Consider the following 24,542-nt stretch of genomic DNA (forward strand, 5'->3'; position numbering starts at 1 on the left):
CCGGATGACGGCGCCCGGACGTCCGCCGGAACGGCGAAAGCCCGACCCCGGAACACGGGATCGGGCCTCCGACCTGCGGTGGGCGATCCTGGTATCGAACCAGCGACCTCTTCGGTGTGAACGGGCCTCGCCTCGCCCACCGGCTCCTGCTGAGTGTCCCCGCGTACGGCTTGACCTGCGACGACATCCGCCTGGGGTCGACCGGTGAACCGGCCGGACGCGACGGTGTCGGTGGGGCTAGGTGACGTCCCACTTCTCCCGGAGCTCCCGAGCGTCGCGCCGCTCGCCTTCTGCCTTGTCGCGGGCCCTCTGCGCGGCGTCATCGTCGCCCGGGAACTGGACGGCCCCGGTCCGCTCGTCCCTGGACTGTGCGACTTCGTCGAGTGTGTCGGCGAGGTCCTCCGCTGTGGACGCGAGACGGGCCGCCAGAGCCCGCGCGGCCTCGGTGGCTTTGGCTGCTCGCTTCGCCATCGCCTCCGCGTGGGGGTCGTGGGCGGGAGAGTCGTGCCCACTGTTGCTTGCGGCCACCGTGAGACCTCCGGGTTCTCGTCTCGTCTGTGGTGTGCGGCTGGGACTCCGGCGAGGAGGGCATTGTCAGGAATCCCCGCAGCACGGCCTCGGTCACTCGATCTGCCGCCACCTGCCAGCACGAGCACGCTGTCCTCCGTGCCCGTCAGTGCTTCGGGACGGCCTCGCCGTCCAGGAGGAGGGAGCGCAGCCGCGCGGCGAGCCACGGGGTGTTCTCGATCAGCTCGTGTTCGGTGGCAGCCAGCATCGTCTGGACCTTCATCTCGTACACGACACCCCAGAGACGAGCCGAGCCGGCCTGGGCTGCTCGGGCGCGCGCCAGGATGTCGTCGGGATCGGGCGTCATGTCGTTCCTCCTGGTTGTCCCGGCGCCGCGGGAAGTGCCGTACTCAACCCGTCGGGTCGTGGGCGTCCATCCGGCGGGCCACCTTTCGGGTCTCGCGTTCGATGTCGTCCTGTTCCTGACCGGCTCGCCGGCGTTCCTCGAGCAGGGCGCCACGCGCGCGATCGAGGCGCTCGTGGGCTCGCGCTACCGCATCGTCGGCGCGGCTCAGCGCCTGTTCCGATCGCTCGAAGCGCTGCTTGTGGGTCGACAATCCACTGGCTCGGAGGAGATCGTCCAGGGCGGTCTCGCGCTCGTCGGCCTTCTGCTCGCGCGCGTCGGCGCGCTGCTCTCGCTGGTCAGCGCTGGCTTGGCGCCGGTCGGCGGCGTCGTCGCGCTCGTCGGCGACCCTGTCCCGGGCATCTGCCGCGTCGTCGCGCTCGTCGGCGGCCCTGTCCCGTGCTTCCCGCTCGTCAGCCGCGGCGTTCCTGGTCGGGACCTCCAAGCGCCTGTCCATGATCTCCACCGGGCCTTGGGAAGCGAGCACCATCGCCTCCGTCGTGTGAGCAAGTGTGCTGCACCTGCAGGTCTCGGGGAACCTGCTCGCAGGTGCTCTGTCGCGCCGGCTCGGTCGACCCTCTCGCGACCGGCGCTCGGGGGCTCTCCCCCGGCGGCGAGGGCTCTGCTCTGCCGGAATTCTCGGTACGGCTATCGGTCGAAGCGGGCTCGCAAGATGGCTTCGCCTTCTGGCGCGATGTCCGCAGGCCTCAGCAACCGGCGCCCGGGGTGGACCGCGTCGTGGGGCCGTGCCCGATCTGACCAGAGCACGAAACAGCTGGTGATGCAGCGAACGACGGCACCGCTGTCGTGCTGCCTGGCGGTGGCACTCATCGACGAGTGCGGCGCCGGATCAGGCGTCGCTGACTACGTCTCGCGCCCCGCGGTTGGCGACCTCGGTGGTGAGCCACTGCGCGACGGCGGTGAGCTTGACGTTGGTCTCCTGGGAGGACTTGACCAGCATCTGAAGGCGCCCTCGGCATCGAGGGAGAACCGTTCCATGAGGATTCCCTTGGCCTGCCCGATGACGTCGCGGCTGTCGACAGCGCGCTGCAGGTGGACAGCGGTGTCGGCCCCGTAGAGCAGCAGCGCGGCCTGGACACCGAACAGCCCGGCTGTTGCCCGGGAGTGCTCGTCGAAAGCGTCGGCCTCGTGGGCGTAGAGGTTCAGCGCGGCGCGCGGGCCCCCGTTGGCCGAGAGCTGGATGGACAGCAGGCCCCGGTACCCGGCCCCGACCGCGTGCGAGGCGAAGTGCGGCCAGCGCTGGGCGTCAGCCCCGGCGAAATTCTGCGCGACCACCACCCCACCCAGTGGGGGCTCGGTGAGGGCGGACAGGCAGGGGCCCTCGCCCAGCTCGCTCTGGGTCTCGTCGAGCTTGCGGATGGTCTCGCTGGTGGGGTTGCGCGTCTCGACGCGCCCGTCGCGCGTCATCGACACGCTGCCGTCGTCGACTCCCGGCACGGTCTCCACCGCAGAGGTGACGATCTGGCCGAGGGTCTGTTCGAGATCGCGCATGCTGCGCCTCGCGGCCATCTGCCGGGCCGCGTTGCGCAGTGCGGTGACCAGCTGCTCGACGTCGCGGCTGTCCATGGTGGCGCTCCCCCTGGCTCGAGGTGTCAGGGGCGCGGGGCGCAGCGCGAGGCAGCGTTGATCGGGCAGAGCCGAAGCGACATGCGCTGGGATCTGCCTATGCCGCCGATCATCGGGCGGCTCGGGATGCACATGAAGAACGAGACTGTCCGGGATGTGCTGAACGCAGCACCCCGTGTCCGGGTCACGGCCGTCGCGTCGACCGAGCACCGACCGTACAGGTCATACGGCATGCGTAGCGATCGGCCCGGTGACGAGCGCCTGTCGGTAATCGCCAGGGCGGTCGGTGACGACTCCACGGCTGTCGCGACAACGACAGCCGTCGGAGCCGCACCGTCCGCCTGCGCTGCTCAACCGGACCTACGGCGTCATGGAGGTCTCCCGGCGCCACTTCGGCGGGTTGCCTTCCACGACCTGCGGCACTCGTACGCGACGTGGCCCGTCGACGACGGTGTCCCGCCGACCATGGTCCCGCGCGTCATGGGTCACGAGCGGGCCTCGACGACTGCCCGGACGCTGCCTCGATCTTGCTCGGGGACGACAAAACCCCTGGCCGGTGGCTCTCACGAGCCTCTGACCAGGGGTTCCGCGGGTGGGCGATACTGGTATCGAACCAGTGACCTCTTCGGTGTGAACGAAGCGCTCTACCCCTGAGCTAATCGCCCTGCGCTGGACCGAAGCCTAGACCATCAACCCAGCGGGCTCTGCAGCCAGGTCCAGTGTCCGAGGCCGACGAGCTTCGCGACGAGGTACGGCGCACCGAGCAGCCAGAGGGTGGCCAGCACGATCGCGCAGGTCAGCAGACCCAGCAGGAACTTGACGATGACGTGCTGCCGGCCGACCCACGCCATCCAGCGGTCGTAGTGGCGCCGGGCGAACCGCAGCAGGCGCCCGGCCCACGCGAACTCCGTCGCGAGGATGCCCAGGCCCGCGAAGACGATCAGCCAGCCGGGACCGGGGTACGGGATCGCGATCACGCCGAGGATCAGCACGATCCCGCCGAGGATCCCGATGCCGAGGCGCCAGGCCTTGTTCATCTTCGGCTTGGCGCGCACCCGGGCGCGGAAGTGGCGCAGCCGGGTGCGCATCGTGCGGTGCCGGGGCGGCGGGGTCACGGTCGAGCCCTGGGCCGGCGGCGACGGCGGTGGCGGCGACTGCTGCGCCGTCGCCGTCGACTGCTCGCCCGATTCGCTCAACGTCCCACCTGCCCACTCGCGACGACCCTGGTCGGCGAGGCGGGCGCCGTGCGGCCGGGCTCGAGTGACACCGCGAACCCGGCATACGGCACCGCCTCGGGGGACGAGGGTACGGAACGGACGTCCGGAGCCCGGCCCCCGACGTCGAACGTCCCGAGGGCCTGCGGGGTTCCGTCGACCAGCCCCCAGAGGACATAGATCTCGCTGGCGGCGTCGTTGGGACCGAGGCCGGTGGTCAGCACGCGCTGCCCGGTGCCGTCGTCGACGACGAGCCCGACGATGCCGCCCTGTGCCCCGGCGAGGACGGCGTGCGACACCCCCGGGGATCCGGCGTCGCGCAGGACGTCGGCGACGGCGGCCTCGCGCTCGGCCTGGGCGGCGGCCGCGGCCTGGGCGGAGTCGCGCTCGTCGCGCAGCGACTGGTTGGCCGCGGTGAGCCCGCCGATCGCGGCGACGACGAGGACGACGGCGGCCGCGGCGAGCCAGCGCGTCGCGCGCCGGCGCGGGGCGAGGGGCACGACGGTCGCGTCGCGCCGCTCCGGCGAGGGCTCCTCGGGGGACGGGACCGGGCCGGGGGACGGTGCGTCCGGGGTGTCGACGCCGGGGCCGGACCCCGCCGCGAGGTCCGCGTCCACCGCGTCGAGCAGCCGCTGCCGCAGCCGCGGCGGCGGGTCCGACGGGACGACGGCGCCGCCGAGGTCACCGAGGATCGCGGTGGTGTCGTCGACCGTCCGCCGACAGGTCGGGCAGGTCTCGAGGTGCGCCTCGAAGGCCGTCGCCTCGTCGGGGTCGAGGGTGTGGAGGGCCCAGCCGACGGCGAGGGCGTCGTGGTCGCCGGTGTGCGTCTCGGGGGCGCGGTGGGTCATGACTGCTCCCCCTCCACCTCGACATGCGGGCCCAGCATCGCCCGGAGCTTCTGCGTCCCGGCGAACATCCGGGACTTGACCGTGCCCAGCGGGACGCCGACGAGGGCCGCCACCTCCCGCTGCGTGTACCCGCCGAAGTACGCGAGGGCCAGGGCCTCGCGCTGGTCGGCCGGCAGCTCGCCGAGCGCGTCACGGACCTTGCCCGCGACCACCGCGCCGAGCGCCGCCTGGTCGGCGCCGGGACCGGGCGGGATGTTCCAGTCCTCGCCGTCGGAGCTCGACGGGGCGGTGCGCTTGCGCCGGGTCGCCTCGCGGCGCACGGCGTCGACCGCGCGGTGGTGGACGAGCGTCAGGAACCAGCTCGACACCGTCCCGCGGGCGGGGTCGAAGCGGCCCGGGTCGCGCCACACCACGAGGAAGGCCTCCTGCACGACGTCCTCCGCCAACGTCTCGTCGACGCAGATGCGACGCGCGAGCGAATAGGCGGGACGCCCGAAGCGGTCGTAGAGCTGCGCCAGGGCGTCCGCGCTGCGCTCGCCGATCTGTTCGAGCAATGTGGCATCGGTCACAGCGCCATGGCGGTCGTCGTCACTCTCCGGAGTCACCTCGGGGACTCCGCGCGACGCGTCCGTCACTGATCGACCCTCTCCTCCGGTGTGTGTGTCCGGGCAGGACGTGCGTCAGGCTAGTGCTCCCGGGGCAGGGGTGGACGCCCGGCCGGGGAGGGTGGTTCGTTACGGAACCGAACCGGGTAAGCGCTCATCCGAGTGCCCGTCCGGTGTGATGCGTGCGTGAGCCGGGTGAACCGGCGTCACAGGGTCGTCCGCCAGTCGTTTCCCCCGACGACAGCAGCGTGCGAAAGGCAGCCTCATGCTCAACGATCACACGACGATCCGCTCCACGGCGGTCTTCGACCTCGTCGGCCCGCCGAACCCGCCCGTGCCCGTCCAGGTCGAGATGCGGTACGACACGCGCGACCCGTACGCCGTGCAGGCGGCGTTCCGCACCGGTCGCGCCGGATGGGTCGAGTGGGTCTTCTCCCGGGACCTCCTCACCGACGGGCTCCTCGGTGCCGCCGGGGCGGGCGACGTCCGCATCCGCCCGGCCGACGGCGACCCCGAGTCGGTCGAGATCGAGCTCAGCTCCCCCTCGGGTCACGCCACCTTCCGCGCCGCGAGCCGCGAGGTGTCGGAGTTCCTCACCCGCACCCACGAGATCGTCGCGCCCGGCTCCGAGGACGACTGGCTGGACCTGGAGCACGCTCTCGGCCTGCTGCTGTCGAGCGACCCGAGCTGACACGCACCCCCCCCCCCGACAACGCGGGGGACGCACGATGCAGTAGTGTTCTCTTCGTCGGCAACGGCGGGAACGGGACGAGCTGGACCTCCCGGAACCCGCCGGCCACACGCGGACGTAGCGCAGTTGGTAGCGCATCACCTTGCCAAGGTGAGGGTCGCGGGTTCGAGTCCCGTCGTCCGCTCGGGAGGCTGCTTGCCTACTTCTCCACGGTGAGCCGGAAGACCTCCGGAAGCCTGGCGCAGTGGCCGAGTGGCTTAGGCAAGGGCCTGCAAAGCCCTGTACGCGGGTTCGATTCCCGCCTGCGCCTCGGGCGATTAGCTCAGTGGGAGAGCACTACCTTGACACGGTAGGGGTCACTGGTTCAATCCCAGTATCGCCCACCCAGGAAGCCCTGGTCGGAACCCGGAGACGGGTCGAGACCAGGGCTTTCGTCGTCTCCGGGGTCACCTCAGCGCGGGGCCCGATCCACCGGGGGCGCATCCCCGTGGCGGTGCACGATGCGCCACTGCCCGTCCTCGCGCCGGTACACGTGCGTGACCCGCAGCGTGTAGGTCGACTCCGCCCCGTCGGCGACGACGGTCTTGTGCTCGAACCCCACGGTGTAGGCGAGGTCCCCGCTCGCCCCCGCCGCCACGAGCTCGAAGTCGTAGGCGCGCAGCTCGGTGAAACGGCCGGCGAGCCAGCGGAAGACCGCGCTCACCTCGTCCCGGCCGCGGCGCAGCACCACCGCACCGCCGAAGAGCGTCACCGGGTCGCGCGACGACCACGTCGTGCCGCGCGGGCCCGCGTCACCTCCGCAGAGCGCGCGCTCGGCCGCCACCTGGCGGGGCAGCATCTCGTCCAGGAACGCCTCGACCTCCGTGGTCCGCGCGGTCATGCCGCACCTCCGATACAGTGGGACTGCATTCAATACAAGGAGGGTGTGCCCGATGTCGGACGGCGTCAAGAGGCGCTACGACTCCAGCCGCCGGACGGAGCAGGCCCGGGAGAACCGGCTCCGGATCCTCCGGGCCGCGCACGAGCTGTTCGTGTCGCAGGGGTACGGCGCGACGACCGTCGCCGAGGTCGCCGCCGCGGCCGGGGTGGCCCCCGAGACCGTCTACTCGGCGTTCCGCACCAAGCTCACCCTGCTGCGGCGCGCCTGGGACCTCGCCGTCGGCGGCGACGACCTCGACGTGCACCTGCTCGAGCGGCCGGAGCTGCGCGCGGTGTTCGACGAACCCGATCTCCGGGCCCGGCTCGTGCGCTTCGCCGGCGTCAACACCGCGATCATGGGTCGGACGGCCGGACTGCGCCGGGCTGTCGAGCACGCGGCCGGGGGCGATCCCGCGGCGGCGGAGTTCCTCGCCGAGATCGACCGGGCCCGTCTCGAGGCGCTGGGGGTCCACGCGCGTGCGGCCGCGGCGACCGGGCACCTCACGGCCGCCGAGGAGACCTGCCGCGACGTCCTGTTCGCCACGACCGACGGGACGCTCTGGCGCACCCTCGTCGAGGGGCGCGGCTGGACGGACGAGGACTACGCCGCCTGGTTGAGCCACCTCTGGATCGCCACGCTCGTGGAGGCATCCGGACGCAGCACGTGAGCAACGGCTGCGCCATCTCGGCGACCCGTGGCGCCTTCTGCGGCAACCACTGCGACGCTGGGTCATGCCCGCCACGACAGCAGGAGGAACCAGGGGGTCACACCATGGCGATCATGAGCCCGGCGCAGGCCGACGAGGTCTGGATGGGGCTGTTCAACACCGGCGACATCGACGGGCTGCTGGGCCTGTACGAGGACGATGCGCTCTTCGTGCCCGAGCCCGGCGGCAAGCCCCTCGTCGGCCCGGACGCCATCCGCGACTGGATCACGGCCTTCCCGATGCGGGAACCGTCGATCGACCTCCGCACCCACGTGGTCTACGAGCGCGAGAACGACGCGGTCGTCTACTCCGACTGGACGCTCACCGGTGTCGGCGAGGACGGGCCGGCGCGGATGGACGGACAGGCGGTCATCCTGCTGCGCAAGCAGACCGACGGCACCTGGCGGCTCGGCTTCGACGACCCCTTCGCCCAGCGCTGACCCACGACGGGACCGCTCGGGGCACGATGGCCCCATGGCCTCCTCCGAGCGGTCCCCCGCCGAGCTCCCCGACGACGCCGGGGGCGACCCGGCGTGCTGGATGCACCGGGTCTGCGACGAGTGCGGGCGCCTCGCCGACGAGGACCCGCCCACGCGCTGCCCGTCGTGCGGCAAGCACCTCGAGGCGATCTGACCCGGCACCCTCACCGTTTCCTCATGCCGGTGCCGTTCCGCCGCCGGGCCGCACTGCCTACGATCACGTCTCGTGACGATCGAGCTCCCGCTGCCCCGGTCGGGTGACAGTCGCCCGCCTCGACCGCCGCGGACGGCCGCTCCCGGCACGCTGCGTGCCCTGCGCGTGCTCGCGGCGCACCCCGAGGGCGTCGACCTCGCCACCCTCGGCGGGCACCTCGGTCGCACGAGCACGGGGGTCCTGCCCGTCGTCACGGGGCTCCTGCGCTCCGGGCACGCCGAGCGCACCGACGCCGGTGCCTACCGGCTGCGCCCCGGTCCCGCGTTCGGCGGGCCCGAGCGGCCGGCGCTGCGGTGGGAGCTGCCGGAGGTCCTCTCGGAGGCGGTGAGCGAGCTCTACCGGCGCACCCGCGCGTGGACCTACCTCGTCGAGTGGGCCGACGACGACCACCTCGACGTCGTCGACCTGCGCGGGCACCAGGGCCTGGGCCTCGTCCCCGAGCTGCCCGCGCGGATCCCGCCGTCGATGGCGCACGCCCTCGCGGTCAGCAAGGTGCTCGTCGCCTTCGCGCCCGACCGCCGCGCGCGGCTGGCTCCCGGCTGGACGGCGTACACGCCCGAGACGATCACGACCCTCGCGGCCTACGACGCCGAGCTCGCCCGGGTGCGCCGCGACGGCTACGCGCTCGACCGCGAGGAGTACGCGACCGGCTTCGGCTGCGTCTGCGCCCCGATCGCCGACCCGGGCGGCCGGGTGAGCGCCGCGATCGCGATCTCCCTGCCGGCCGCGCGCTTCCGCGCCGAGCTCGACGACCTGGTCGCGGACGTCACCGACGTCGCGCGCCGGGCGCACCGCCGCTGGTTCCGCTGAGGATCAGCTCTCGTCGTACTTGTCCGCCGCCTCCGTGCGCTGCCGGGCGATCTCCAGCGCGTGCTCGGCGGTCTCCTTGTCCGGGTAGGGACCGAGACGGTCGGCGGAGCGGCAGCCGTCCCACGGCTCCACCCGATGGTGCTTGAGGCAGTAGTACCACTCGTTCTCGTGGGCCACGGTCCCATGCTGGCACGGCCATGGGTCCGCCCGCTCACACCTCGCCGTCGGAGACCTCGACGACCGCGAGCCCGAGGTCGCGCCAGGCCTGCGCGCGCCGCGGTCGCCCCTCGACCACCGCGGTGAGCGCGTAGCGGTCACGGACGTGCTCGTCGACGAGGGCCAGCACGGCGCGGTCGTCGGCGCGCCGGTCGCCGGGCGGGCGGAGCAGCAGCGCCTCGAGCACGACCGGGACGTGGCGCGCGAGCCACGACGCGACGGTGGCCCGGTCGTCCTCGGGGCGCGCCGAGCAGGCGATCACCCGGTGGCCCGCGTCGGCGAGCGCGGTCAGCACCGCGACGGCGGCGGGCACCGGGGCGTCGATCCCCAGCCCCTCGACCACGACGAGCACCGCCGCCGGCGCCCCGGGCGGCGACGGGAACGGCGCGCCGCCCGCCGAGGACAGCCGCGGCGGCGGGGCGAGCGGCGCCGGGCGCCCGGTGTCCGGGTCGAGGAAGCGGGCGGCGAGGTCCCGCAGCGCCTCGGCCCCCACGCGCTCGAGCGCCGGGCGGGCGGCGTCGCGGCGGAGGCACTCCTCGAGGTCGGTGACGACGTCCTCGACGTGCGTGCCGGCGCCGCACGCCTCGGCCAGGGCGAGCCAGCGCCGCGCCGGCCCCGCGCGCAGGTTCATGGCGTCGACGACGACGTCGACACCGTCACGCAGCGCGCCCCGCACCAGCCGCCACTCCGCGTCGGAGATCCGCCGCTCCACCGCGTCGACCGGCGTCGTGTAGGCGGGGTCGACCATGCTGCGGCGCAGGTCGTCGCGGTTGACCCGCAGGATCGAGCCCGGTCGCCGGGACGCGACGAGGGCCCGCGCCCACGTCGACTTCCCCGAGGCCGGCAGGCCCCGGGTCAGGTACAGCGTGGGCGAGCTCAGGCGGTGGGCCGGGGGCGGGTCGCGGCGAGCACGAGGTCGGCCACGAGCGCGGGGTCGTCGCCCATCGGCACGTGGCCGCACCCCGGCAGCACGTAGACCGCGGCGTCGGGCAGGGCGCGGCGCAGGCGCTTGGACTGCCCGCGGGGCAGCAGGAGGTCGCGGGCACCCCAGCCGACGGTCGTGGGCACCGCGGCGCGCTGCGGGATCGTCCAGGTGTCGAGGTGGGCGAGCATCGTGCGGAACGACGAGCGCGGGTGGCTCAGCCCGTACAGGTCCGCGGTGATCTGGTCGGGGTCCATCCGCGACGGGTGCGCGAGCAGCAGCCCCAGCAGCGCGGTGCGCAGGACCGGGGTGGCGAGCATCCGGCGCAGCCGCGCCGACGGGATCGGCGCGAGCAGCGCGTGCGCCCCGCCGAGCACCCCGCGGGCCCACAGGCGCCCGGCGCGCGACCAGAACCCGGCCGGCGAGAGCGCCGTCGCCGAGCGCACCGTCCCCCGCGCGGCCAGCTCGAGGGCGACGAGCCCGCCGAGGGAGTTGCCGACGACGTGCGGGCGGTCGAGGCCCTGGGTGCGGCAGAACGCCTCGATCGCGTCGGCGAGGGGGCCGATGTCGCCGGTGTACTCGGGCGGGAGGTCGGGCGACTCGCCGTGGTCGGGCAGGTCGACCGCCCACACCTCGCGCTCCCGGGCGAGCAGCGGCGCGACGAGGTCCCAGCCCTGCCGGCGGTGGGTGATCCCGTGCAGGAGCAGCACGGGCTCACCCGCGCCGGTCCGGGTGTGCGCGAGATCCACTCAGTGCTCCCCGGGGTGGATGACGACCTTGCCGGTGACGCGACGCTCGGCCAGCTCGGCGATCGCCGCCGCGGCCTGCGAGAGCGGGTAGGTCGCGCTGATCGGCGGGGCGAGCCGGCCGCTCGCGACGTCGTCGCGGATCGCGTCCCACTGGCGGCGCATGAAGCCCGGGCGCTTCGAGGCGTAGGCGCCCCAGCCGGCGCCGACGACCGAGGTGTTGTTGAGCAGCAGCCGGTTGACCTTGACCGTGGGGATCTCGCCGGCGGTGAAGCCGACGACCGCGAGCCGGCCGTCGTCGCCGAGGCTGCGCAGCGAGTCGGTGAAGCGGTCACCGCCGACCGGGTCGACGACCACGTCGACGCCCCGCCCCCCGGTGAGCTCCTTCGCGGCGTCCTTGAACCCCTCGACGGACACCCAGTGGTCGGCGCCGGCAGTGCTCGCCACCTCGCCCTTGGCCTCCGACGACACGACGGCGATCACCGTCGCCCCCCGGGCCTTGGCGAACTGGATGCAGGCGACGCCGACGCCGCCGGCCGCGCCGTGCACCAGCACCGTCTCCCCCGCCGCGAGCTGCGCGCGGGTCTCGAGCACGAAGTGCGCGGTCAGGTAGTTCATCGGCAGGCAGGCCCCGACGTCCGACGACACCCCGTCGGGCAGCGGGAACACGGTCTCGGTCGACGCGGCGACCGTCGTGGCGAAGCCGCCGAGCACGGGCAGCGCGGCCACCCTGTCGCCCGCCGAGAAGCCCGAGCCGTCCGGGGCCTCGCGCACGGTGCCGGCCACCTCGCTGCCCAGCGAGAACGGCAGCTCGGGCTTCATCTGGTACGCGCCGCGGGTCAGCAGCAGGTCGGGGAAGACGACGCCGGCCGCCTCGACGTCGATCAGGACCTGGTCGGCCCCGGCCTTGGGCTCCTCGACCTCGTTGACCTCGACCGCCTCCGGCCCGTCCAGCCGGACGACCTGCACCGCGCGCACCGCGCCTCCCGACCTCGCCTGGTAACCGTCAGAGGTGACGGTTCTATCAGTCGGAGCCGCGTCAGGTGAACCGGTAGACCGTGGTCGTGGTCGTGGCGCCGCCCTCGAGGTCGAGGGTCCCCGTGACCTCGTAGCGGCCCAGGGCCGTCACGCGGCGCCGCGGCAGGTACTCGCGCCCGGGGTCGCCGACGACGACGTCGACGCCCGCGGCACTCGCCTCGTCGCAGAAGCGCTCGACGTGGCGGGCCATCGGCTGCTCGTAGAACACGTCGCCGGCCAGCACGAGGTCGACGTCGAGCTCCTCCTGCCCATCGAGCACGTCGCCGAGCACCTCGACCTCGACGCCGTTCGCCGCGGCGTTGAGCCCGATCGCGGCGCGCGAGCGGGCGTCGGTGTCGGACGCGATGACGACGTCCGCGCCGGCACGGGCGGCGGCGATGGCCACCAGGCCGGAGCCGGACGCGAGGTCGAGCACGCGCCGGCCGCGCACCAGGTCCGGGTGGTCGAGGACGTAGCGGGCGAGGGCCTGCCCGCCGACCCACGCGAACGCCCAGAACGGCGGGGCCTCCTCGTCGAGCGCCGACCAGGTGCGGTGGATGTCGTCGGCGAGCAGCAGGGTGATCTCGGGGACCAGGGGCGCGGTGCCCGGCGCGGTCCAGTCGCGCACGCCGTCACCGCCGCTGTCACGGCCACTGTCACCGCCGCTGTCACCGCCAGTCATCGCTTGCCTCCGAAGAGACGCAGCGCCGGAGCGTGTCGATCCCTACGCTGGTCCCGACGTACCGTCCGTCCACCCGCGAGCGATCCGAGGAGGCCGCCATGACCGACGAGGACGCCGTCCTGCTCTACGTGGGCGGGCCGCTCGACGGGCGTGTGGAGGTGCGCGAGGCGCGGCACGGCGCGCCCCTTCCGGTGGTCACCCACACCCACCTCCACGACGGCCCGAAGGTCGTGCACGTGTACGACCTGCACCCGCTCACCCCGGCGGCCGGTGTCTACCACCTGCGCGCCGCCGAGGTGCCGGCCGATCAGTCGCCGGCGGCGAGGTAGCTCAGCCCGCACAGGGTGCCCCACACGGCCGCGACACCGGCGGCCTTCGCGCGGTACTGCTGCCCCGGCAGCGAGGTGCCGAGCACCGCGAGGTCGGCGACGTCGGCGCCGACGCGCACGGCGATGGCCGTCTTCAGCGCCTTGCCCGCCGGCGCGAGGGCCATCGCGAGCCCCGACGCCAGGTCGCGGCCGCCCAGCGCGCGCACGCCGATCGCCGTCGCGGTCGGCAGCGGCGCGCCGTCGGCCTGCAGACCGGTGGGGCGGGCGAAGAGCGACGGGTCGGCGATGATCGCCACGCTGTAGCCGGCGGTGGCGACGCCGAGCACGCGGGGGATCCAGGTCAGGTTGCGGGAGCGCTGGGTGGACACAGCTCGGACGTACCCCGGATCCCGCCGCACGGCACCCGGCACTACTCCGTCGAGCGGTCCGGCAGGCGCAGGAGGAGCTTGAGCACCCGGCTGTAGAGGTCGGTCGGCACGGCCTCCTCGCCGAGCACACGCCGCAGGCGGATGAGCCCGTGGAAGAACGCCGCGGCGGCGATGACGAACTCGTCGTCACGGACCGCGGAGCGCACGGCGGGGTCCATGGCGTCCCAGTCGTGCGAGAGCCGCTCGTTCGCGAAGCGGGCCATCCGGACCTCGTGCTCGGCGAGACGGTCGGCGAACTCGGGGTGGCGCACGGCGTAGAGCCAGATCTCGGCGTCGAGCAAGGCCTCCTCGCGGGAGTCGGCGATGTCGCCGACCAGCCGGTCGAGGGCGGCGAAGGTCTCGTCGGGGTCGTCGTGCACGACCGCGGTCATGGCCGAGACGTCCGCGGAGGTCTGGGCCTCGACCAGCGCGGTGAACAGGGCTTCCTTGCTCGCGAAGTGCACGTACACCGAGCCGACGGACACCCCGGCCGTGCGGGCGATCTCCTCGACCGAGGCCGGCCCGTAGCCGCGCTCGGCGAAGACGCGGCGCGCGGCGTCGAGCAGGGCCTCGCGGGTCCTGGCCTTCGTCGCCGCGCGGCGGCCGAGCGGCGGGCGCGCCGTCCTCGTCGCTTCGTCACCCTGGGTCACACGTCATCCTTCCTGCAGCCGACCTGGCCCAACGACGGCAGGCGCGTGTAGTGACGCATCGTAACCCGCGGGGCTCCTCGGGGACGGGGTGCGATCCCGGACAATGGCGGTGTGACCACCTCGACCGCGCTCCTGCCCGCATCCGGCGCGGACCCGGACGAGATCTACGAGGGGTTCGCCGGCTGGGCGGCCGAACGGGGCCTCGACCTCTACCCCGCGCAGTCCGAGGCGCTCATCGAGCTCGTGTCGGGCTCCAACGTGATCCTCTCGACGCCGACCGGCTCCGGGAAGTCGCTGGTCGCGCTCGGTGCGCACGTCACCGCGATGTCGCGGGGCGAGCGCTCGGTCTACACCGCGCCGATCAAGGCGCTGGTCTCGGAGAAGTTCTTCGCCCTCGGCGCCCAGCTCGGCTACGCCAACGTCGGGATGCTCACCGGCGACGCCGCGGTGAACCCCGAGGCGCCGGTGATCTGCTGCACCGCCGAGGTGCTGGCCAACTGGGCGCTGCGCGAGGGGCGCGAGGCCGAGGTCGGCCAGGTGGTCATGGACGAGTTCCACTACTACGCCGACGCCGAGCGCGGCTGGGCCTGGCAGGTCCCGCTGCTCGAGCTGCCGCAGGCCCAGTTCCTGCTGATGTCGGCGACCCTCGGCGACGTCACCTTCTTCGCGGGCGACCTCACCCGCCGCACCGGCCGCGAGACCGCCGTCGTCGCGCACACCGAGCGCCCGGTGCCGCTCTCGTTCCGCTACGCCACGACGCCCCTGCACGAGACGATCACCGAGCTGCTCTCGGGGCAGCAGGCGCCGGTCTACATCGTCCACACGACGCAGGCCGCGGCGATCGAGCAGGCCCAGGCCCTCATGAGCCTCAACGTCTCGTCGAAGGCCGAGAAGGAGCAGATCGCCGAGCTCATCGGCTCGTTCCGCTTCACCGCGGGCTTCGGGAAGACGCTCTCGCGGCTGGTGCGCCACGGCATCGGCGTGCACCACGCCGGGATGCTGCCCAAGTACCGGCGCCTCGTGGAGACGCTCGCGCAGGCCGGGCTGCTCAAGCTCATCTGCGGCACCGACACCCTGGGCGTCGGCATCAACGTGCCCATCCGCACGGTGCTGTTCACCGCCCTGACGAAGTTCGACGGCCAGCGCGTGCGCCACCTGCGCGCCCGCGAGTTCCACCAGGTCGCGGGCCGCGCCGGTCGCGCCGGGCACGACGTCGCGGGCTACGTCGTCGCGCAGGCCCCCGAGCACGAGGTCGAGAACGCCAAGCGCCTCGCGAAGGCCGGCGACGACGTCAAGAAGCAGCGGCGCGTGGTGCGGGTCAAGCCGCCCGAGGGCTTCGTGTCGTGGTCGGGCAAGACCCTCGAGAAGCTCGTCGAGGCCCAGCCCGAGGCACTGACCAGCCAGTTCCGGGTGTCGACGGCCATGCTGCTGCAGGTCGCGCAGCGCGGGCAGCCGTTCTTCGCGGCCATGCGCCACCTGCTCGAGGACAACCACGCCGAGCGACCCGTCCAGCGCCGGCTGATCCTGCGCGCGATCGCGCTCTACCGGGGCCTCATCGACGCCCAGGTCCTGGAACGGATCGAGACGCCGGACGGCCCGGACGTGCGGCTGGTCGACGACCTCCAGGTCGACTTCGCGCTCAACCAGCCGCTCTCGCCGTTCGCGCTCGCGGCCTTCGACCTGCTCGACAAGGAGTCGCCGACCTACGCCCTCGACATGGTCTCGGTGGTCGAGTCGACCCTGGACGACCCGAAGCAGATCCTGCGCGCCCAGGAGAACCAGGCGCGCGGCGAGGCCGTGCAGGCGATGAAGGCCGAGGGGATCGAGTACGAGGAGCGCATGGAGCTGCTCGAGGACGTCACCTGGCCCCAGCCGCTCGCGGAGCTGCTCGGGGCCGCCTACGAGTCCTACCGCTCCGGGCACCCGTGGGTCGCCGACCACGAGCTCTCGCCGAAGTCGGTGGTCCGCGACCTCTACGAGCGCGCGATGACGTTCACCGAGTACGTCTCGTACTACAAGATCGCGCGTTCCGAGGGCCTCGTCCTGCGCTACCTCACCGACGCGTTCCGCGCCCTGCGCCAGACGATCCCCGAGGCGGCGCGCACCGAGGACCTCGATGACCTCGTCGCCTGGCTCGGCGAGCTCGTCCGCCAGACCGACTCGTCGCTGCTCGACGAGTGGGAGAACCTGGCGAACCCCACCGAACTCGACGCGGCCGGGGACGACGCGCGGCCCGTCGACCAGGGACCGCCGCCGGTCACCCGCAACGAGCGCGCGTTCCGGGTGCTGGTCCGCAACGAGATGTTCCGCCGGGTGGAGCTGTTCGCCCGCCGCTCCCCCGCCGAGCTCGCGGACCTCTCCGAGCACGGCCCCGACGCCGCGTTCTGGACCGAGGCGATCGAGGGCTACTTCGCCGAGTACGACGAGCTCGGGGCAGGCCCCGACGCGCGCGGCCCGGCGTTCTACCGCGTCACCGTGGACGGCCGGACCTGGCACGTCCGGCAGGTGCTCGACGACCCCGAGGGCGACCACGACTGGGCCATCACCGCCGACGTCGACCTCGACGCCTCCGACGAGCTGGGCGCGGCCGTGGTGCACGTGACGGCCGCGGGCCCGATGTCCGCCACCTGAGCAGTTCCCCGCATCCGGTCCCGGCACCGTGATCGTCAGGTTCGCTCCGCCCACAGGGGACGAACCGGACGTCGAGGAGTGGCCGTGCGCCGGCGGATGTCGTTCGTGATGACCCGCCCCGCAGCTCGACACGCGCCTGGACGCGGCCGGGCTGCCCGGGTTCTGATCAGGAATCGAGAAGCCCCTCCGGCGGCCGCCTCCCTACCGTGAGGCACCCAGATCGCCGCGACGGAGGAGTGGACCATGGTCAGGACGAGCCGGGCGGTGCGGCAGACCCATCGCTGGATCAGCATGCTGTTCGTGGTGACGGTCGTGGCGACCACGATCGCCCTGGCCGTCGGCAGCGCCGCCTCGGTGTGGATCGTCTACACACCGCTGCTGCCCCTCGCCCTGCTCCTCACCACGGGCCTGTACCTGTTCGCCCTGCCCTACCGCGGGCGGCGGCGGGCTCAGTAGCGCTCCCACCACGGCCGCGCCGGATCGGCTTCCCGGCGCGCCCGACGCTCGGCGAGGATGCGGCGCCACGCGGTCGCCTCGGCCAGGGCGCGGGCGTGCTCGAAGAAGGTGTCGCCGAGCCGGACGACCACGCCGGCCGCGAGCGAGTGCCGCTGCTCGCGGAGCGCGAAGTCGGCGACGACCTGCTTCACCGCGCGCCGCATGTCGGCGCGGAGGTCGGCGAGCACGGCGTCGCGGTGCGGGTGTGGTCGCAGGCGGACGTGGATCTCCTGCTCCCGACCCCGGGGAAGGTCCCGCACCAGGTGGCCGTCGCCCTCGAGACGCCGCAGCATCTTCGCCACCGCACTCCGGGTGAGGCCGAGCCGCTCCCCCAGCCGGCCCTTGGAGATCGGTCCGTGCCGGCGGCAGACGTCGAGGCACAGCAGCTCCGCCGACGAGAGCCCGAGCCGGCGGGCGACCTCGTCGCGGTACCACTGCACCGCCGGACCGAGGTCGTCGAGCAGCACGGTGAGCAGCTCGTCGGTGGAGTCCGCCTCCTGCCGCTCCCGGGCCTCGCGATCCACGGCTCCAGCGTCGCGGACCGCGCACCGCGGCGGGGGCGGAACGGACAAGCTCGACCCGTGTCCTCAGGACGCGGGTTTCGACTCGAGGATCGGTCGCCGCCCGGCCCCGCCACGGGCAGCGCCGGGACCGGCACCGTCGACCCGTGTCCCCAGGACACGGGTGCTCACGCCCCGAGCAGCATCTCCTCGGCCGCCGGGCGCGCACGGACCGAGCCGGGCGGGGTCCCGACGACGCGGCGGAAGGCGCGGCTGAAGGCCGCCTCGGAGCGGTAGCCCATCGCCGCCGCGACGGCGGCGACCGTCGTGTCACCCGCGCGGAGGCGGTCGTGGGCGACGAGCATGCGCCAGCGGGTCACGTACGCCATCACGGGCTCGCCGACGAGGGCGGTGAAGCGCGCCGCGAAGGTCGAGCGTGACAGGGCGAGCTCGCGGGCGAGGCCGGCGACCGTCCAGTCGGCGGCGGGGTCGGCGTGGACGAGGGCGAGCGCGCGGCCGATGTCGGGGTCGGCGAGCGCGCCCAGCCAGCCGGAGCGGGCCGCGGGGTCGTGGGACAGCCACGCCCGCAGCATCTGCACGACCAGCACGTCGGCGAGCCGGGTGATCACGGCCTCGCCGCCGGGGCGGGTCTCCTCCACCTCGAGCGCGATGAGGCGCAGGGTGTCGTGCAGGCGCGCGGTGAGCGGCGAGACGGGCACGTGGACGACGTCGGGCATCAGCTCCACGAGCCGCTCGGCCATCGGGTGCTCGAGGCGGACCGCGCCGCAGATCATGGTCGTGGCCGGGCCGTCGCCGCCGTAGCTGATCGAGGCGTAGCGGTCGCCGTACCAGGTGTGCGGGAGCGTCAGGACGTTCGGCACGTGCGCGCCGGGCGCGTGGTCGCCCGAGCGCATCTCGTGGCCCTCGCCGCGCGGCAGGAGCACGACGTCCGACGGCGAGAGGGTCACCTCGTCGTCGCCGACCCGGATCGTCGCCGACCCCGAGGTCACGACGTGGAACCACAGGCAGCCCCGCGTCTCGGGCAGCCGCAGCCCCCACGGCGCCCGCAGCTCCGACGAGCAGTAGAAGGTCCCGCTCATCCGCAGGACGTGCAGGGCCGCGCCGACGGCATCGGACGGGGTCCACGGCGGCTGGACGACGGTCACGCCACCCAGGCTCCAGCACCGTGGACGATCGAGCAAGAGACCCGGCGCCCTGGTGATGGTTCGTCCGACTCCCCCGCAGCAGGCTCGGACGCAGCCGATCGAGACACCAGCGAGGAGACGCCATCATGATCACTGTTCTGGGAGCCGGCGGGAACACCGGCGGCCGGGTCGTCCGCCGCCTGCGCGAGGCCGGCGTGCCGGTGCGCGCCGTCGGGCGCGACACCGCCCGGCTCGCCGGCGCCGTCTCCCGCGGCGCCGAGCCGACCGTCGGCGACATCACCAACCCCGCGTTCCTCACCGACGCGCTGCGCGGCGCCGAGGCCGCCTACGTCCTCATGCCCCTCGACCTCGCGGCACCCGGCTACCGCCGCCAGCAGGAGCAGGTCGGCACCGCGATCGCGTCGGCGCTCGCCACGGCCGGGGTCCCGCGCGTCGTGGCGCTGAGCTCGCTGGGCGCCGACGTCGAGCGCGGCACCGGCTTCCTCGAGCCCCTCCACGAGCAGGAGCAGCGCCTCGCCGCCCTCGACGCGCAGGTGACGCTGGTCCGCCCCGGCCTGTTCTTCGAGTCGTTCCTGCCCTCGCTCGCGCCGATGCAGGCCACCGGGGTGCACCACGACACGGTCGACGCGGACGTCGTCCTGCCCATGGTCGCCACCGCCGACGTCGGCGACGCCGCGGCGGACGCGCTGCTCGACACCGCCGCGGTCGGCGTCCGCGAGGTCCTCGGCGCCGAGGACGTGACGATGCCCGAGGCGATCGCCCGGCTGGGCGGGGTGCTCGGGACCCCGCTGCGCTACGAGCGGGCGCCCGACGACGTCATGCGCGCGGTGCTGGTCGAGGAGGCGGGGCTGCCCGCCGACGTCGTCGAGGAGCAGCTCGCGATGAACGCGGCGTTCAACCGCGGCGCGGTGCAGAGCCTCGCGGGCCGCACCCCGGCGACGACGACGCCGACGACCCTCGAGCAGTGGGCGGCGACGCTCGTGAGTACCGCGCGGGCGTGACGGGAACGCGATCCCGTGCCCACCGTCTGCCTGTTCACGCGCGACCTGCGGGTCCACGACCAGCCCGTCCTCCACGCCGCCGCCGAGCAGGGCGACGGGCAGGTCGTCCCGCTGTTCGTGGTGGACATCGCGATCGAGGGCTACCGGGTGCCGAACCGGGCCCGGTTCCTCGCCGAGTCGCTCGCCGACCTCGACGCGGGCCTCCGCGACGCCGGCGCCGGGCTGGTCGTGCGGTGGGGCGAGGTCGCCGCGCAGGTCGCGGCGGTGGCCGACGCGGTCGACGCCACCGCCGTCCACGTCGCCGGCGACGTCAGCGCCTACGCGGGCCGGCGGCGCCGGGCGCTCGAGGAGGCGCTCGGCGACCGCGAGCTCGTCGTGCACGACGCCGTCGTCACCGTCGTCTCCCCCGGTACGGTCACCCCGGCGAGCGGCGACCACTTCAAGGTCTTCACGCCCTACCACCGGAAGTGGGCCGGCCTGGAGATCCGCGAGCCCCTCGACCCGCCCGAGGACCTGCGGCTCCCGGCGGGCGTGCGCGCCGGCGACGTCCCGGCGCCGGCGGACCTCGCCGACGGGCCGACCGCCCCGGACCTCCTGCCCGGCGGCGAGCGCGCCGCCCGCGCACGGCTCGACGATTGGCTCGACCGGATCGACGAGTACGCCCGGGGCCAGGACCTCCCGGCGCGCGACGGCACCTCGCGCCTGTCGCCGTACCTCCACTTCGGGTGCCTCTCACCGACCGAGGTCGCGCGGCGGGCCGGCACGGAGTCGGAGGCCGCGGTGCAGTTCGTGCGCCAGCTCGCCTGGCGCGACTTCCACCACCAGACCCTCGCCGCCGTCCCCCGTGCCGCGACGCGGGACTACCGCGACCGGGGCGACCGCTGGCGCCGCGACGACGACGAGTTCGCGGCGTGGGCGGACGGGCGCACCGGGGTGCCGATCGTCGACGCCGGCATGCGCCAGCTGCACCACGAGGGCTGGATGCACAACCGCCTGCGGCTGATCACCGGGAGCTTCCTGACCAAGTCGCTCTACCTCGACTGGCGCCTCGGGGCCCGCCACTTCCTCGACCACCTCGTCGACGGGGACGTCGCCAACAACCAGATGAATTGGCAGTGGGTGGCGGGCACCGGCACCGACACGCGCCCGAACCGGGTGCTCAACCCGATCACCCAGGCGAAGCGCTACGACCCCGACGGCGCGTTCGTGCGCCGCTGGGTGCCCGAGCTCGCCGCGCTGGAGGGCACGCGCATCCACGAGCCGTGGAAGCACCGCGGCTCCCACGACCTCGACTACCCCGAGCCCGTCGTCGACCTCGAGCAGGCCGGCGCCGCGTTCCGCGCGGCGCGCGGGGCCTGAGGCGCTACTTGCGGCGCGAGCCGCCCTTCTTGGCGCCGAGCGAGGGCGGCGGCACCACGGGCCCGATGTCGCCGTCGGGGGCCTCGTCGAGGTCGAGGATCACCGGCGCGTGGTCGGAGGGGCCGGTGCCCTTGCGGGCCTGGCGGTCGACCCAGAGCGCCGCGCGGCGCTGCGCCACCGGCGCGCCGGCGAGCACCAGGTCGATGCGCATCCCGCGGTCCTGGTGGAAGGCGCCGCCGCGGTAGTCCCAATAGGTGAAGACGCGCTCGTCGGGCCAGCGCTCGCGGGTGACGTCGTGCAGCCCGGCCTTCAGCAGGGCCGCGAGTGCCTCGCGCTCGGGCGGCGTGACGTGGGTGGACTCGGCGAACGCCTCGACGGAGTAGACGTCCGGGTCGGCGGGGGCGATGTTGAAGTCGCCGGCGACGACGGCGCTGTCCGCCCCGACGGCCTCGACGCGGTCGCGCAGCGCGGCGAGCCACTCGAGCTTGTAGGCGTAGTGCGGGTCGGCGGGGTCGCGGCCGTTCGGCACGTACACCGAGGTGACGCGCAGGCCGCCGCACGTCGCGGTGACGGCGCGGGCCTCCTGGTGGGGGTAGCCGGGCCCGCCCGGCAGGCCCTCCTCGACGTCGTCGAGCCCGACGCGGGAGAGCAGGGCGACGCCGTTCCACCGGCCCTCGCCGTGGTGGGCGACCGCGTAGCCCCGCTCGGCCAGCGGCGCCGCGAACGACTCGGCGAACGCCTCGTCGGACAGCTTGGTCTCCTGCAGGCAGACCACGTCGGGCGCGCGCTCGTCGAGCCAGCCGAGCAGCCGCGGCTCGCGGGCCTTCGCCGAGTTCACGTTCCAGGTCGCCAGTCGCACGCCCGCCACGCTAGCCGGGCCCACCGACGGCCCCGGCCACCGGCGCCGTCACCCCGATGCGTGTTCGTTTCGAGGCCACGTGCGTTTCGTGTCGTCGGGGCGCCGTACTAGCGTTCGCGCCCATGGCAGCGTCGAGCCCCGTCACCGATGAGGACCGGCTCCGGCGCATCGAGCAGATCACCGACACGACGCTGGCGCACCTCGACACCGGCGACCTGCTGACCGAGCTCCTCGACCGCGTGCGCGCCCTGCTCCAGGCCGACACGGCGGCCGTGCTCCTGCTCGACGCCGCCGGCGACTACCTCGAGGCCACCGCGGCGCGCGGCATCGAGGAGGAGGTGCGCCAGGGGGTGCGCATCCCGGTCGGCAAGGGCTTCGCGGGGCGCATCGCGGCCGAGCGCCGCCCGGTCGTCATCGACGAGGTCGACCACTCGAACGTCATGAACCCGATCCTTCGCGAGAAGGACATCCGCTCCCTGCTGGGCGTGCCCCTCATCGCGGAGGGCGGCGTGCTCGGCGTCCTGCACGTCGGCACCCTGCGCCCGCGCCTGTTCACCCGCGACGACGCGGACCTGCTGCAGACGGCCGCCGACCGGATCGCCCTGGTCACGCGCACCCACATGTCCGGTCTCGACCGCGCCGCGGCCTCGGTCCTGCAGCGCAGCCTCATGCCCGGCGCGCTGCCGAAGGTCACCGGCATCGACTTCGCGGCGCGCTACGTCCCCGGCGAGGCGGGCGGGCTCGGCGGCGACTGGTACGACGTCTTCGGACTGCCGTCGGGGCGCCTCGGCATCGTCATCGGCGACGTGGTGGGTCGCGGGCTGCAGGCCGCGGTCGTCATGGGGCGGCTGCGCAGCGCGTTGCGCGCCTTCGCCCTCGAGGAGGACGACCCGGCCGAGGTGATCGAACGGCTGGACGCCAACGTCCAGCACTTCGAGGACAACGTGATGGCGACGGTGCTCTACGCCATCGTCGAGCCGTCGCTGGAGTCGTTGACGCTGTCGACGGCGGGCCACCTGCCCCCGGTGATGGCGCGGTCGGGCCACCCGGCGGCGCTCGTCAACGTGCCGGTGGACCTCCCGGTCGGGGTGTCGGTCGGGCCGCCGCGGCGGACGACGCGGATCGAGCTCCCGCCGCAGTCGCTGCTCTTCCTCTACACCGACGGCCTCGTCGAGCGCCGCGGGCGGCCGCTGGACGTCGGGCTCGACGCGATGTGCGAGGTGGTCGACCCCGACACCGACGCCGACGCCGTGTGCGCCGCCGTGCTGCACCGCATGATCGGCGCGGACCCGGTGCACGACGACGTCGCCATGCTCGTGATGCGCCGGGGCGTGACACCCGCCGTCGTGCCGCTGCACATCGTCGTCCCCGCGGTCCCGCGGGTGCTCGCCGACATCCGCGCCGCGGTCCGCCGGTGGCTCGGCGCGGCCGGTGCCACCGGCGAGGACATGGCCGACATCCTCGTCTCCGTCGGGGAGGCCGCCTCGAACGTCGTCGAGCACGCCTACGGCCCGGCCGGCGGCACGCTGACGCTGCAGATGGAGCGCGAGGGCGGCTCGGTGGTCGCCACCGTGCGCGACAACGGGCGCTGGCGGTCGGCCCGCGGGCAGAACCGCGGGCGCGGCACCACCCTCATCCGCCAGTGCAGCGACGAGATGGACGTGATCGCCGGGGCCGGCGGCACGACCGTGACCTTCCGGCGCCGCATCAGGGGGGACGCGCCATGACCGACGCCACCGTCGCCGTCCGCTCCGACGGGTCCGACGTGCGCATCAGGATCGGCGGCGAGGTCGATCTCGAGAACGCGGGCGACGTCGAGGACCAGCTCGCCGCGGCGATCCCGAACGAGACCTCCGCCGTGACCCTCGAGCTCGCCGAGCTCGAGTACCTCGACAGCGCCGGCCTGCGGGTGCTGTTCGCGCTGGCCGCGCGCCTCGAGGTGCTGCAGATCGAGCTGCGGGTGGACGTGCCGCCGGGCTCGCACACGCGCCGGGTGCTGCAGCTCTCCGGGTTCGAGAGCCTCGCGTCGCTGGAGGCCTGAGCCCCCGGTCGGGCTCAGCCCTGCTCGGCGCGCCGCCGGATCGCGTCGAGCGTCTGCTCCATGCCGCGCCGGTTGGCGGCGGGCACGTCCCAGGCGCGCGCCCGGCCGACGACGTTGGCGAGCGGGCTGCGCTTGTCCTGCCAGTACTGCTCGATGCGCGTCCGGCCGCCCTCAGGGGTCAGGCGGAAGCCCCACCGCGCGACCGACTGGCCCAGGAGCTCGACGTCCCAGCTGATCTCGCGCTGCGGGTCGTAGTCGACGACGGTGCCGGTGGTCGACCAGCGCAGCAGGCCCTTGCGGTTGTGGCCCGTGAACCGCGCACCCGGCGCCGGCCCGGAGGCGCCGCCGAGCCAGTCGACGCGGTGGCACTCCGGGGAGATGGCCCCGATCCGGGCCGGGTCGCCGACCAGGTCCCACACCCGCTCGGCGGGGGCGTCGACGGTGCGGGTGACGACGACGTCGTGGGCCATGGTTCCTCCGGACGGGGGGCTGCGGGACCGCCGCACCGTAGCCCGGACGGCGGCCCCTCGCGCACCGG

Annotated in this window: 31 protein-coding genes and 4 tRNA genes; 15 read left to right on the forward strand and 20 right to left on the reverse strand. The window is 74.0% G+C overall.

Annotated elements, in window-relative coordinates; translation table 11 throughout:
* Window positions 1–237: 237 nt before the first annotated feature.
* The 8 genes from ACFPK1_RS13570 to ACFPK1_RS13605 form a co-directional block, all read right to left on the reverse strand.
* On the reverse strand, window positions 238–528 hold the full coding sequence (locus ACFPK1_RS13570) for a hypothetical protein (protein WP_378021466.1): 291 nt from the start codon (window positions 526–528) through the stop codon (window positions 238–240).
* Between the two features lie 145 nt (window positions 529–673).
* Window positions 674–874, reverse strand: coding sequence for a hypothetical protein (locus ACFPK1_RS13575; protein WP_378021467.1), 201 nt, complete (start codon window positions 872–874; stop codon window positions 674–676).
* A 43-nt stretch (window positions 875–917) separates the two neighbouring features.
* A complete protein-coding gene (locus ACFPK1_RS13580) occupies window positions 918–1,400 on the reverse strand; it encodes a hypothetical protein (protein WP_378021468.1) in 483 nt (160 codons plus the stop codon).
* 374 nt (window positions 1,401–1,774) lie between these two features.
* The gene (locus ACFPK1_RS13585; protein WP_378021469.1) at window positions 1,775–2,497 is read right to left on the reverse strand and encodes a GAF and ANTAR domain-containing protein; all 723 of its coding nucleotides are present in this window, start codon (window positions 2,495–2,497) and stop codon (window positions 1,775–1,777) included.
* A 593-nt stretch (window positions 2,498–3,090) separates the two neighbouring features.
* Window positions 3,091–3,162, reverse strand: a tRNA-Val gene (locus ACFPK1_RS13590).
* A 24-nt stretch (window positions 3,163–3,186) separates the two neighbouring features.
* Window positions 3,187–3,693, reverse strand: coding sequence for a TIGR02611 family protein (locus ACFPK1_RS13595; protein WP_378021470.1), 507 nt, complete (start codon window positions 3,691–3,693; stop codon window positions 3,187–3,189).
* Complete coding sequence (locus ACFPK1_RS13600) at window positions 3,690–4,559, reverse strand: anti-sigma factor domain-containing protein (RefSeq protein ID WP_378021471.1); 870 nt, start codon at window positions 4,557–4,559, stop codon at window positions 3,690–3,692. Before ACFPK1_RS13600 ends, ACFPK1_RS13595 begins: the two co-directional genes overlap by 4 nt.
* On the reverse strand, window positions 4,556–5,128 hold the full coding sequence (locus ACFPK1_RS13605) for an RNA polymerase sigma factor (protein ID WP_378021472.1): 573 nt from the start codon (window positions 5,126–5,128) through the stop codon (window positions 4,556–4,558). The genes ACFPK1_RS13600 and ACFPK1_RS13605 overlap by 4 nt, the downstream gene beginning before the upstream one ends.
* Before the next feature lie 301 nt (window positions 5,129–5,429).
* Between ACFPK1_RS13605 and ACFPK1_RS13610 the strand changes: the two genes are divergently transcribed.
* The 4 genes from ACFPK1_RS13610 to ACFPK1_RS13625 all read left to right on the forward strand — a co-directional run bounded on the left by ACFPK1_RS13610 (window position 5,430) and on the right by ACFPK1_RS13625 (window position 6,238).
* Window positions 5,430–5,855, forward strand: coding sequence for an SsgA family sporulation/cell division regulator (locus ACFPK1_RS13610; protein WP_378021473.1), 426 nt, complete (start codon window positions 5,430–5,432; stop codon window positions 5,853–5,855).
* 111 nt (window positions 5,856–5,966) lie between these two features.
* Window positions 5,967–6,039: transfer RNA gene (locus tag ACFPK1_RS13615), tRNA-Gly, on the forward strand.
* A gap of 54 nt (window positions 6,040–6,093) precedes the next feature.
* Window positions 6,094–6,165 (forward strand) — tRNA-Cys (locus ACFPK1_RS13620).
* 1 nt (window position 6,166) lies between these two features.
* Window positions 6,167–6,238: transfer RNA gene (locus ACFPK1_RS13625), tRNA-Val, on the forward strand.
* Between the two features lie 68 nt (window positions 6,239–6,306).
* On the opposite strand, the gene ACFPK1_RS13630 is transcribed toward ACFPK1_RS13625, so the two are convergent.
* The gene (locus tag ACFPK1_RS13630; RefSeq protein WP_378021474.1) at window positions 6,307–6,735 is read right to left on the reverse strand and encodes a nuclear transport factor 2 family protein; all 429 of its coding nucleotides are present in this window, start codon (window positions 6,733–6,735) and stop codon (window positions 6,307–6,309) included.
* A gap of 52 nt (window positions 6,736–6,787) precedes the next feature.
* Between ACFPK1_RS13630 and ACFPK1_RS13635 the strand changes: the two genes are divergently transcribed.
* The 4 genes from ACFPK1_RS13635 (at window position 6,788) to ACFPK1_RS13650 (ending at window position 8,983) form a co-directional block, all read left to right on the forward strand.
* Window positions 6,788–7,441, forward strand: coding sequence for a TetR family transcriptional regulator (locus tag ACFPK1_RS13635; RefSeq protein ID WP_378021475.1), 654 nt, complete (start codon window positions 6,788–6,790; stop codon window positions 7,439–7,441).
* A gap of 113 nt (window positions 7,442–7,554) precedes the next feature.
* Complete coding sequence (locus ACFPK1_RS13640; RefSeq protein ID WP_378021476.1) at window positions 7,555–7,920, forward strand: YybH family protein; 366 nt, start codon at window positions 7,555–7,557, stop codon at window positions 7,918–7,920.
* Window positions 7,921–7,954: 34 nt separating this feature from the next.
* Window positions 7,955–8,113 carry a hypothetical protein gene (locus tag ACFPK1_RS13645; RefSeq protein ID WP_378021477.1) on the forward strand — a complete coding sequence of 53 codons (159 nt, stop codon included), beginning with the start codon at window positions 7,955–7,957 and terminating at the stop codon, window positions 8,111–8,113.
* Window positions 8,114–8,185: 72 nt separating this feature from the next.
* Window positions 8,186–8,983: an IclR family transcriptional regulator gene (locus ACFPK1_RS13650; protein WP_378021478.1), complete on the forward strand. Its 798-nt coding sequence runs from the start codon at window positions 8,186–8,188 to the stop codon at window positions 8,981–8,983.
* A 3-nt stretch (window positions 8,984–8,986) separates the two neighbouring features.
* Here ACFPK1_RS13650 and ACFPK1_RS13655 read toward each other — a convergent pair whose 3' ends face one another.
* The 5 genes from ACFPK1_RS13655 to ACFPK1_RS13675 all read right to left on the reverse strand — a co-directional run bounded on the left by ACFPK1_RS13655 (window position 8,987) and on the right by ACFPK1_RS13675 (window position 12,512).
* Window positions 8,987–9,160, reverse strand: coding sequence for a hypothetical protein (locus tag ACFPK1_RS13655; protein WP_378021479.1), 174 nt, complete (start codon window positions 9,158–9,160; stop codon window positions 8,987–8,989).
* Window positions 9,161–9,194: 34 nt separating this feature from the next.
* The gene (locus tag ACFPK1_RS13660; RefSeq protein WP_378021480.1) at window positions 9,195–10,160 is read right to left on the reverse strand and encodes an AAA family ATPase; all 966 of its coding nucleotides are present in this window, start codon (window positions 10,158–10,160) and stop codon (window positions 9,195–9,197) included.
* Window positions 10,076–10,870: an alpha/beta fold hydrolase gene (locus ACFPK1_RS13665; protein ID WP_378021481.1), complete on the reverse strand. Its 795-nt coding sequence runs from the start codon at window positions 10,868–10,870 to the stop codon at window positions 10,076–10,078. The genes ACFPK1_RS13660 and ACFPK1_RS13665 overlap by 85 nt, the downstream gene beginning before the upstream one ends.
* Entirely contained in the window at window positions 10,871–11,845 is a 975-nt protein-coding gene (locus ACFPK1_RS13670) for an NADPH:quinone oxidoreductase family protein (protein WP_378021482.1), read from the reverse strand.
* Between the two features lie 61 nt (window positions 11,846–11,906).
* Window positions 11,907–12,512 (reverse strand): class I SAM-dependent methyltransferase, encoded by a 606-nt coding sequence (locus tag ACFPK1_RS13675; RefSeq protein WP_378021483.1) that lies wholly within the window; start codon window positions 12,510–12,512, stop codon window positions 11,907–11,909.
* A 152-nt stretch (window positions 12,513–12,664) separates the two neighbouring features.
* Between ACFPK1_RS13675 and ACFPK1_RS13680 the strand changes: the two genes are divergently transcribed.
* Window positions 12,665–12,895, forward strand: a complete 231-nt coding sequence (locus ACFPK1_RS13680) for a hypothetical protein (protein ID WP_378021484.1) — start codon at window positions 12,665–12,667, stop codon at window positions 12,893–12,895.
* Here ACFPK1_RS13680 and ACFPK1_RS13685 read toward each other — a convergent pair.
* Both ACFPK1_RS13685 and ACFPK1_RS13690 read right to left on the reverse strand, forming a co-directional pair.
* Entirely contained in the window at window positions 12,874–13,263 is a 390-nt protein-coding gene (locus tag ACFPK1_RS13685; RefSeq protein WP_378021485.1) for a hypothetical protein, read from the reverse strand. The two genes, ACFPK1_RS13680 and ACFPK1_RS13685, sit on opposite strands and share 22 nt — an antisense overlap.
* A 41-nt stretch (window positions 13,264–13,304) precedes the next feature.
* The gene (locus ACFPK1_RS13690; protein WP_378021486.1) at window positions 13,305–13,952 is read right to left on the reverse strand and encodes a TetR family transcriptional regulator; all 648 of its coding nucleotides are present in this window, start codon (window positions 13,950–13,952) and stop codon (window positions 13,305–13,307) included.
* 111 nt (window positions 13,953–14,063) lie between these two features.
* Here ACFPK1_RS13690 and ACFPK1_RS13695 point away from each other — a divergent pair, with 111 nt between their 5' ends.
* Together ACFPK1_RS13695 and ACFPK1_RS13700 are read left to right on the forward strand one after the other, a co-directional pair.
* The gene (locus ACFPK1_RS13695; RefSeq protein WP_378021487.1) at window positions 14,064–16,583 is read left to right on the forward strand and encodes a DEAD/DEAH box helicase; all 2,520 of its coding nucleotides are present in this window, start codon (window positions 14,064–14,066) and stop codon (window positions 16,581–16,583) included.
* 243 nt (window positions 16,584–16,826) lie between these two features.
* Window positions 16,827–17,039: a hypothetical protein gene (locus tag ACFPK1_RS13700; RefSeq protein WP_378021488.1), complete on the forward strand. Its 213-nt coding sequence runs from the start codon at window positions 16,827–16,829 to the stop codon at window positions 17,037–17,039.
* On the opposite strand, the gene ACFPK1_RS13705 is transcribed toward ACFPK1_RS13700, so the two are convergent.
* A complete protein-coding gene (locus ACFPK1_RS13705; protein WP_378021489.1) occupies window positions 17,033–17,602 on the reverse strand; it encodes a MarR family transcriptional regulator in 570 nt (189 codons plus the stop codon). The two genes, ACFPK1_RS13700 and ACFPK1_RS13705, sit on opposite strands and share 7 nt — an antisense overlap.
* 164 nt (window positions 17,603–17,766) lie before the next feature.
* Window positions 17,767–18,744, reverse strand: a complete 978-nt coding sequence (locus ACFPK1_RS13710) for an AraC family transcriptional regulator (protein ID WP_378021490.1) — start codon at window positions 18,742–18,744, stop codon at window positions 17,767–17,769.
* Between the two features lie 125 nt (window positions 18,745–18,869).
* On the opposite strand from ACFPK1_RS13710, the gene ACFPK1_RS13715 reads away from it, so the two are divergent.
* Complete coding sequence (locus ACFPK1_RS13715) at window positions 18,870–19,745, forward strand: NmrA family NAD(P)-binding protein (RefSeq protein WP_378021491.1); 876 nt, start codon at window positions 18,870–18,872, stop codon at window positions 19,743–19,745.
* A gap of 15 nt (window positions 19,746–19,760) precedes the next feature.
* Complete coding sequence (locus ACFPK1_RS13720; RefSeq protein WP_378021492.1) at window positions 19,761–21,104, forward strand: cryptochrome/photolyase family protein; 1,344 nt, start codon at window positions 19,761–19,763, stop codon at window positions 21,102–21,104.
* 4 nt (window positions 21,105–21,108) lie between these two features.
* Here the strand turns inward: ACFPK1_RS13720 and ACFPK1_RS13725 are convergent, their stop codons facing one another.
* Window positions 21,109–21,972: an exodeoxyribonuclease III gene (locus ACFPK1_RS13725; protein WP_465252223.1), complete on the reverse strand. Its 864-nt coding sequence runs from the start codon at window positions 21,970–21,972 to the stop codon at window positions 21,109–21,111.
* 113 nt (window positions 21,973–22,085) lie between these two features.
* On the opposite strand from ACFPK1_RS13725, the gene ACFPK1_RS13730 reads away from it, so the two are divergent.
* Together ACFPK1_RS13730 and ACFPK1_RS13735 are read left to right on the forward strand one after the other, a co-directional pair.
* Complete coding sequence (locus ACFPK1_RS13730) at window positions 22,086–23,690, forward strand: ATP-binding SpoIIE family protein phosphatase (protein ID WP_378021494.1); 1,605 nt, start codon at window positions 22,086–22,088, stop codon at window positions 23,688–23,690.
* Window positions 23,687–24,004 (forward strand): STAS domain-containing protein, encoded by a 318-nt coding sequence (locus ACFPK1_RS13735; RefSeq protein WP_378021495.1) that lies wholly within the window; start codon window positions 23,687–23,689, stop codon window positions 24,002–24,004. Before ACFPK1_RS13730 ends, ACFPK1_RS13735 begins: the two co-directional genes overlap by 4 nt.
* Before the next feature lie 14 nt (window positions 24,005–24,018).
* Here the strand turns inward: ACFPK1_RS13735 and ACFPK1_RS13740 are convergent, their stop codons facing one another.
* Complete coding sequence (locus ACFPK1_RS13740) at window positions 24,019–24,474, reverse strand: SRPBCC family protein (RefSeq protein ID WP_378021496.1); 456 nt, start codon at window positions 24,472–24,474, stop codon at window positions 24,019–24,021.
* Window positions 24,475–24,542: the final 68 nt, after the last annotated feature.

Source organism: Actinomycetospora rhizophila (genome assembly GCF_042657905.1).
In the GTDB taxonomy this organism is placed as follows: domain Bacteria; phylum Actinomycetota; class Actinomycetes; order Mycobacteriales; family Pseudonocardiaceae; genus Actinomycetospora; species Actinomycetospora rhizophila.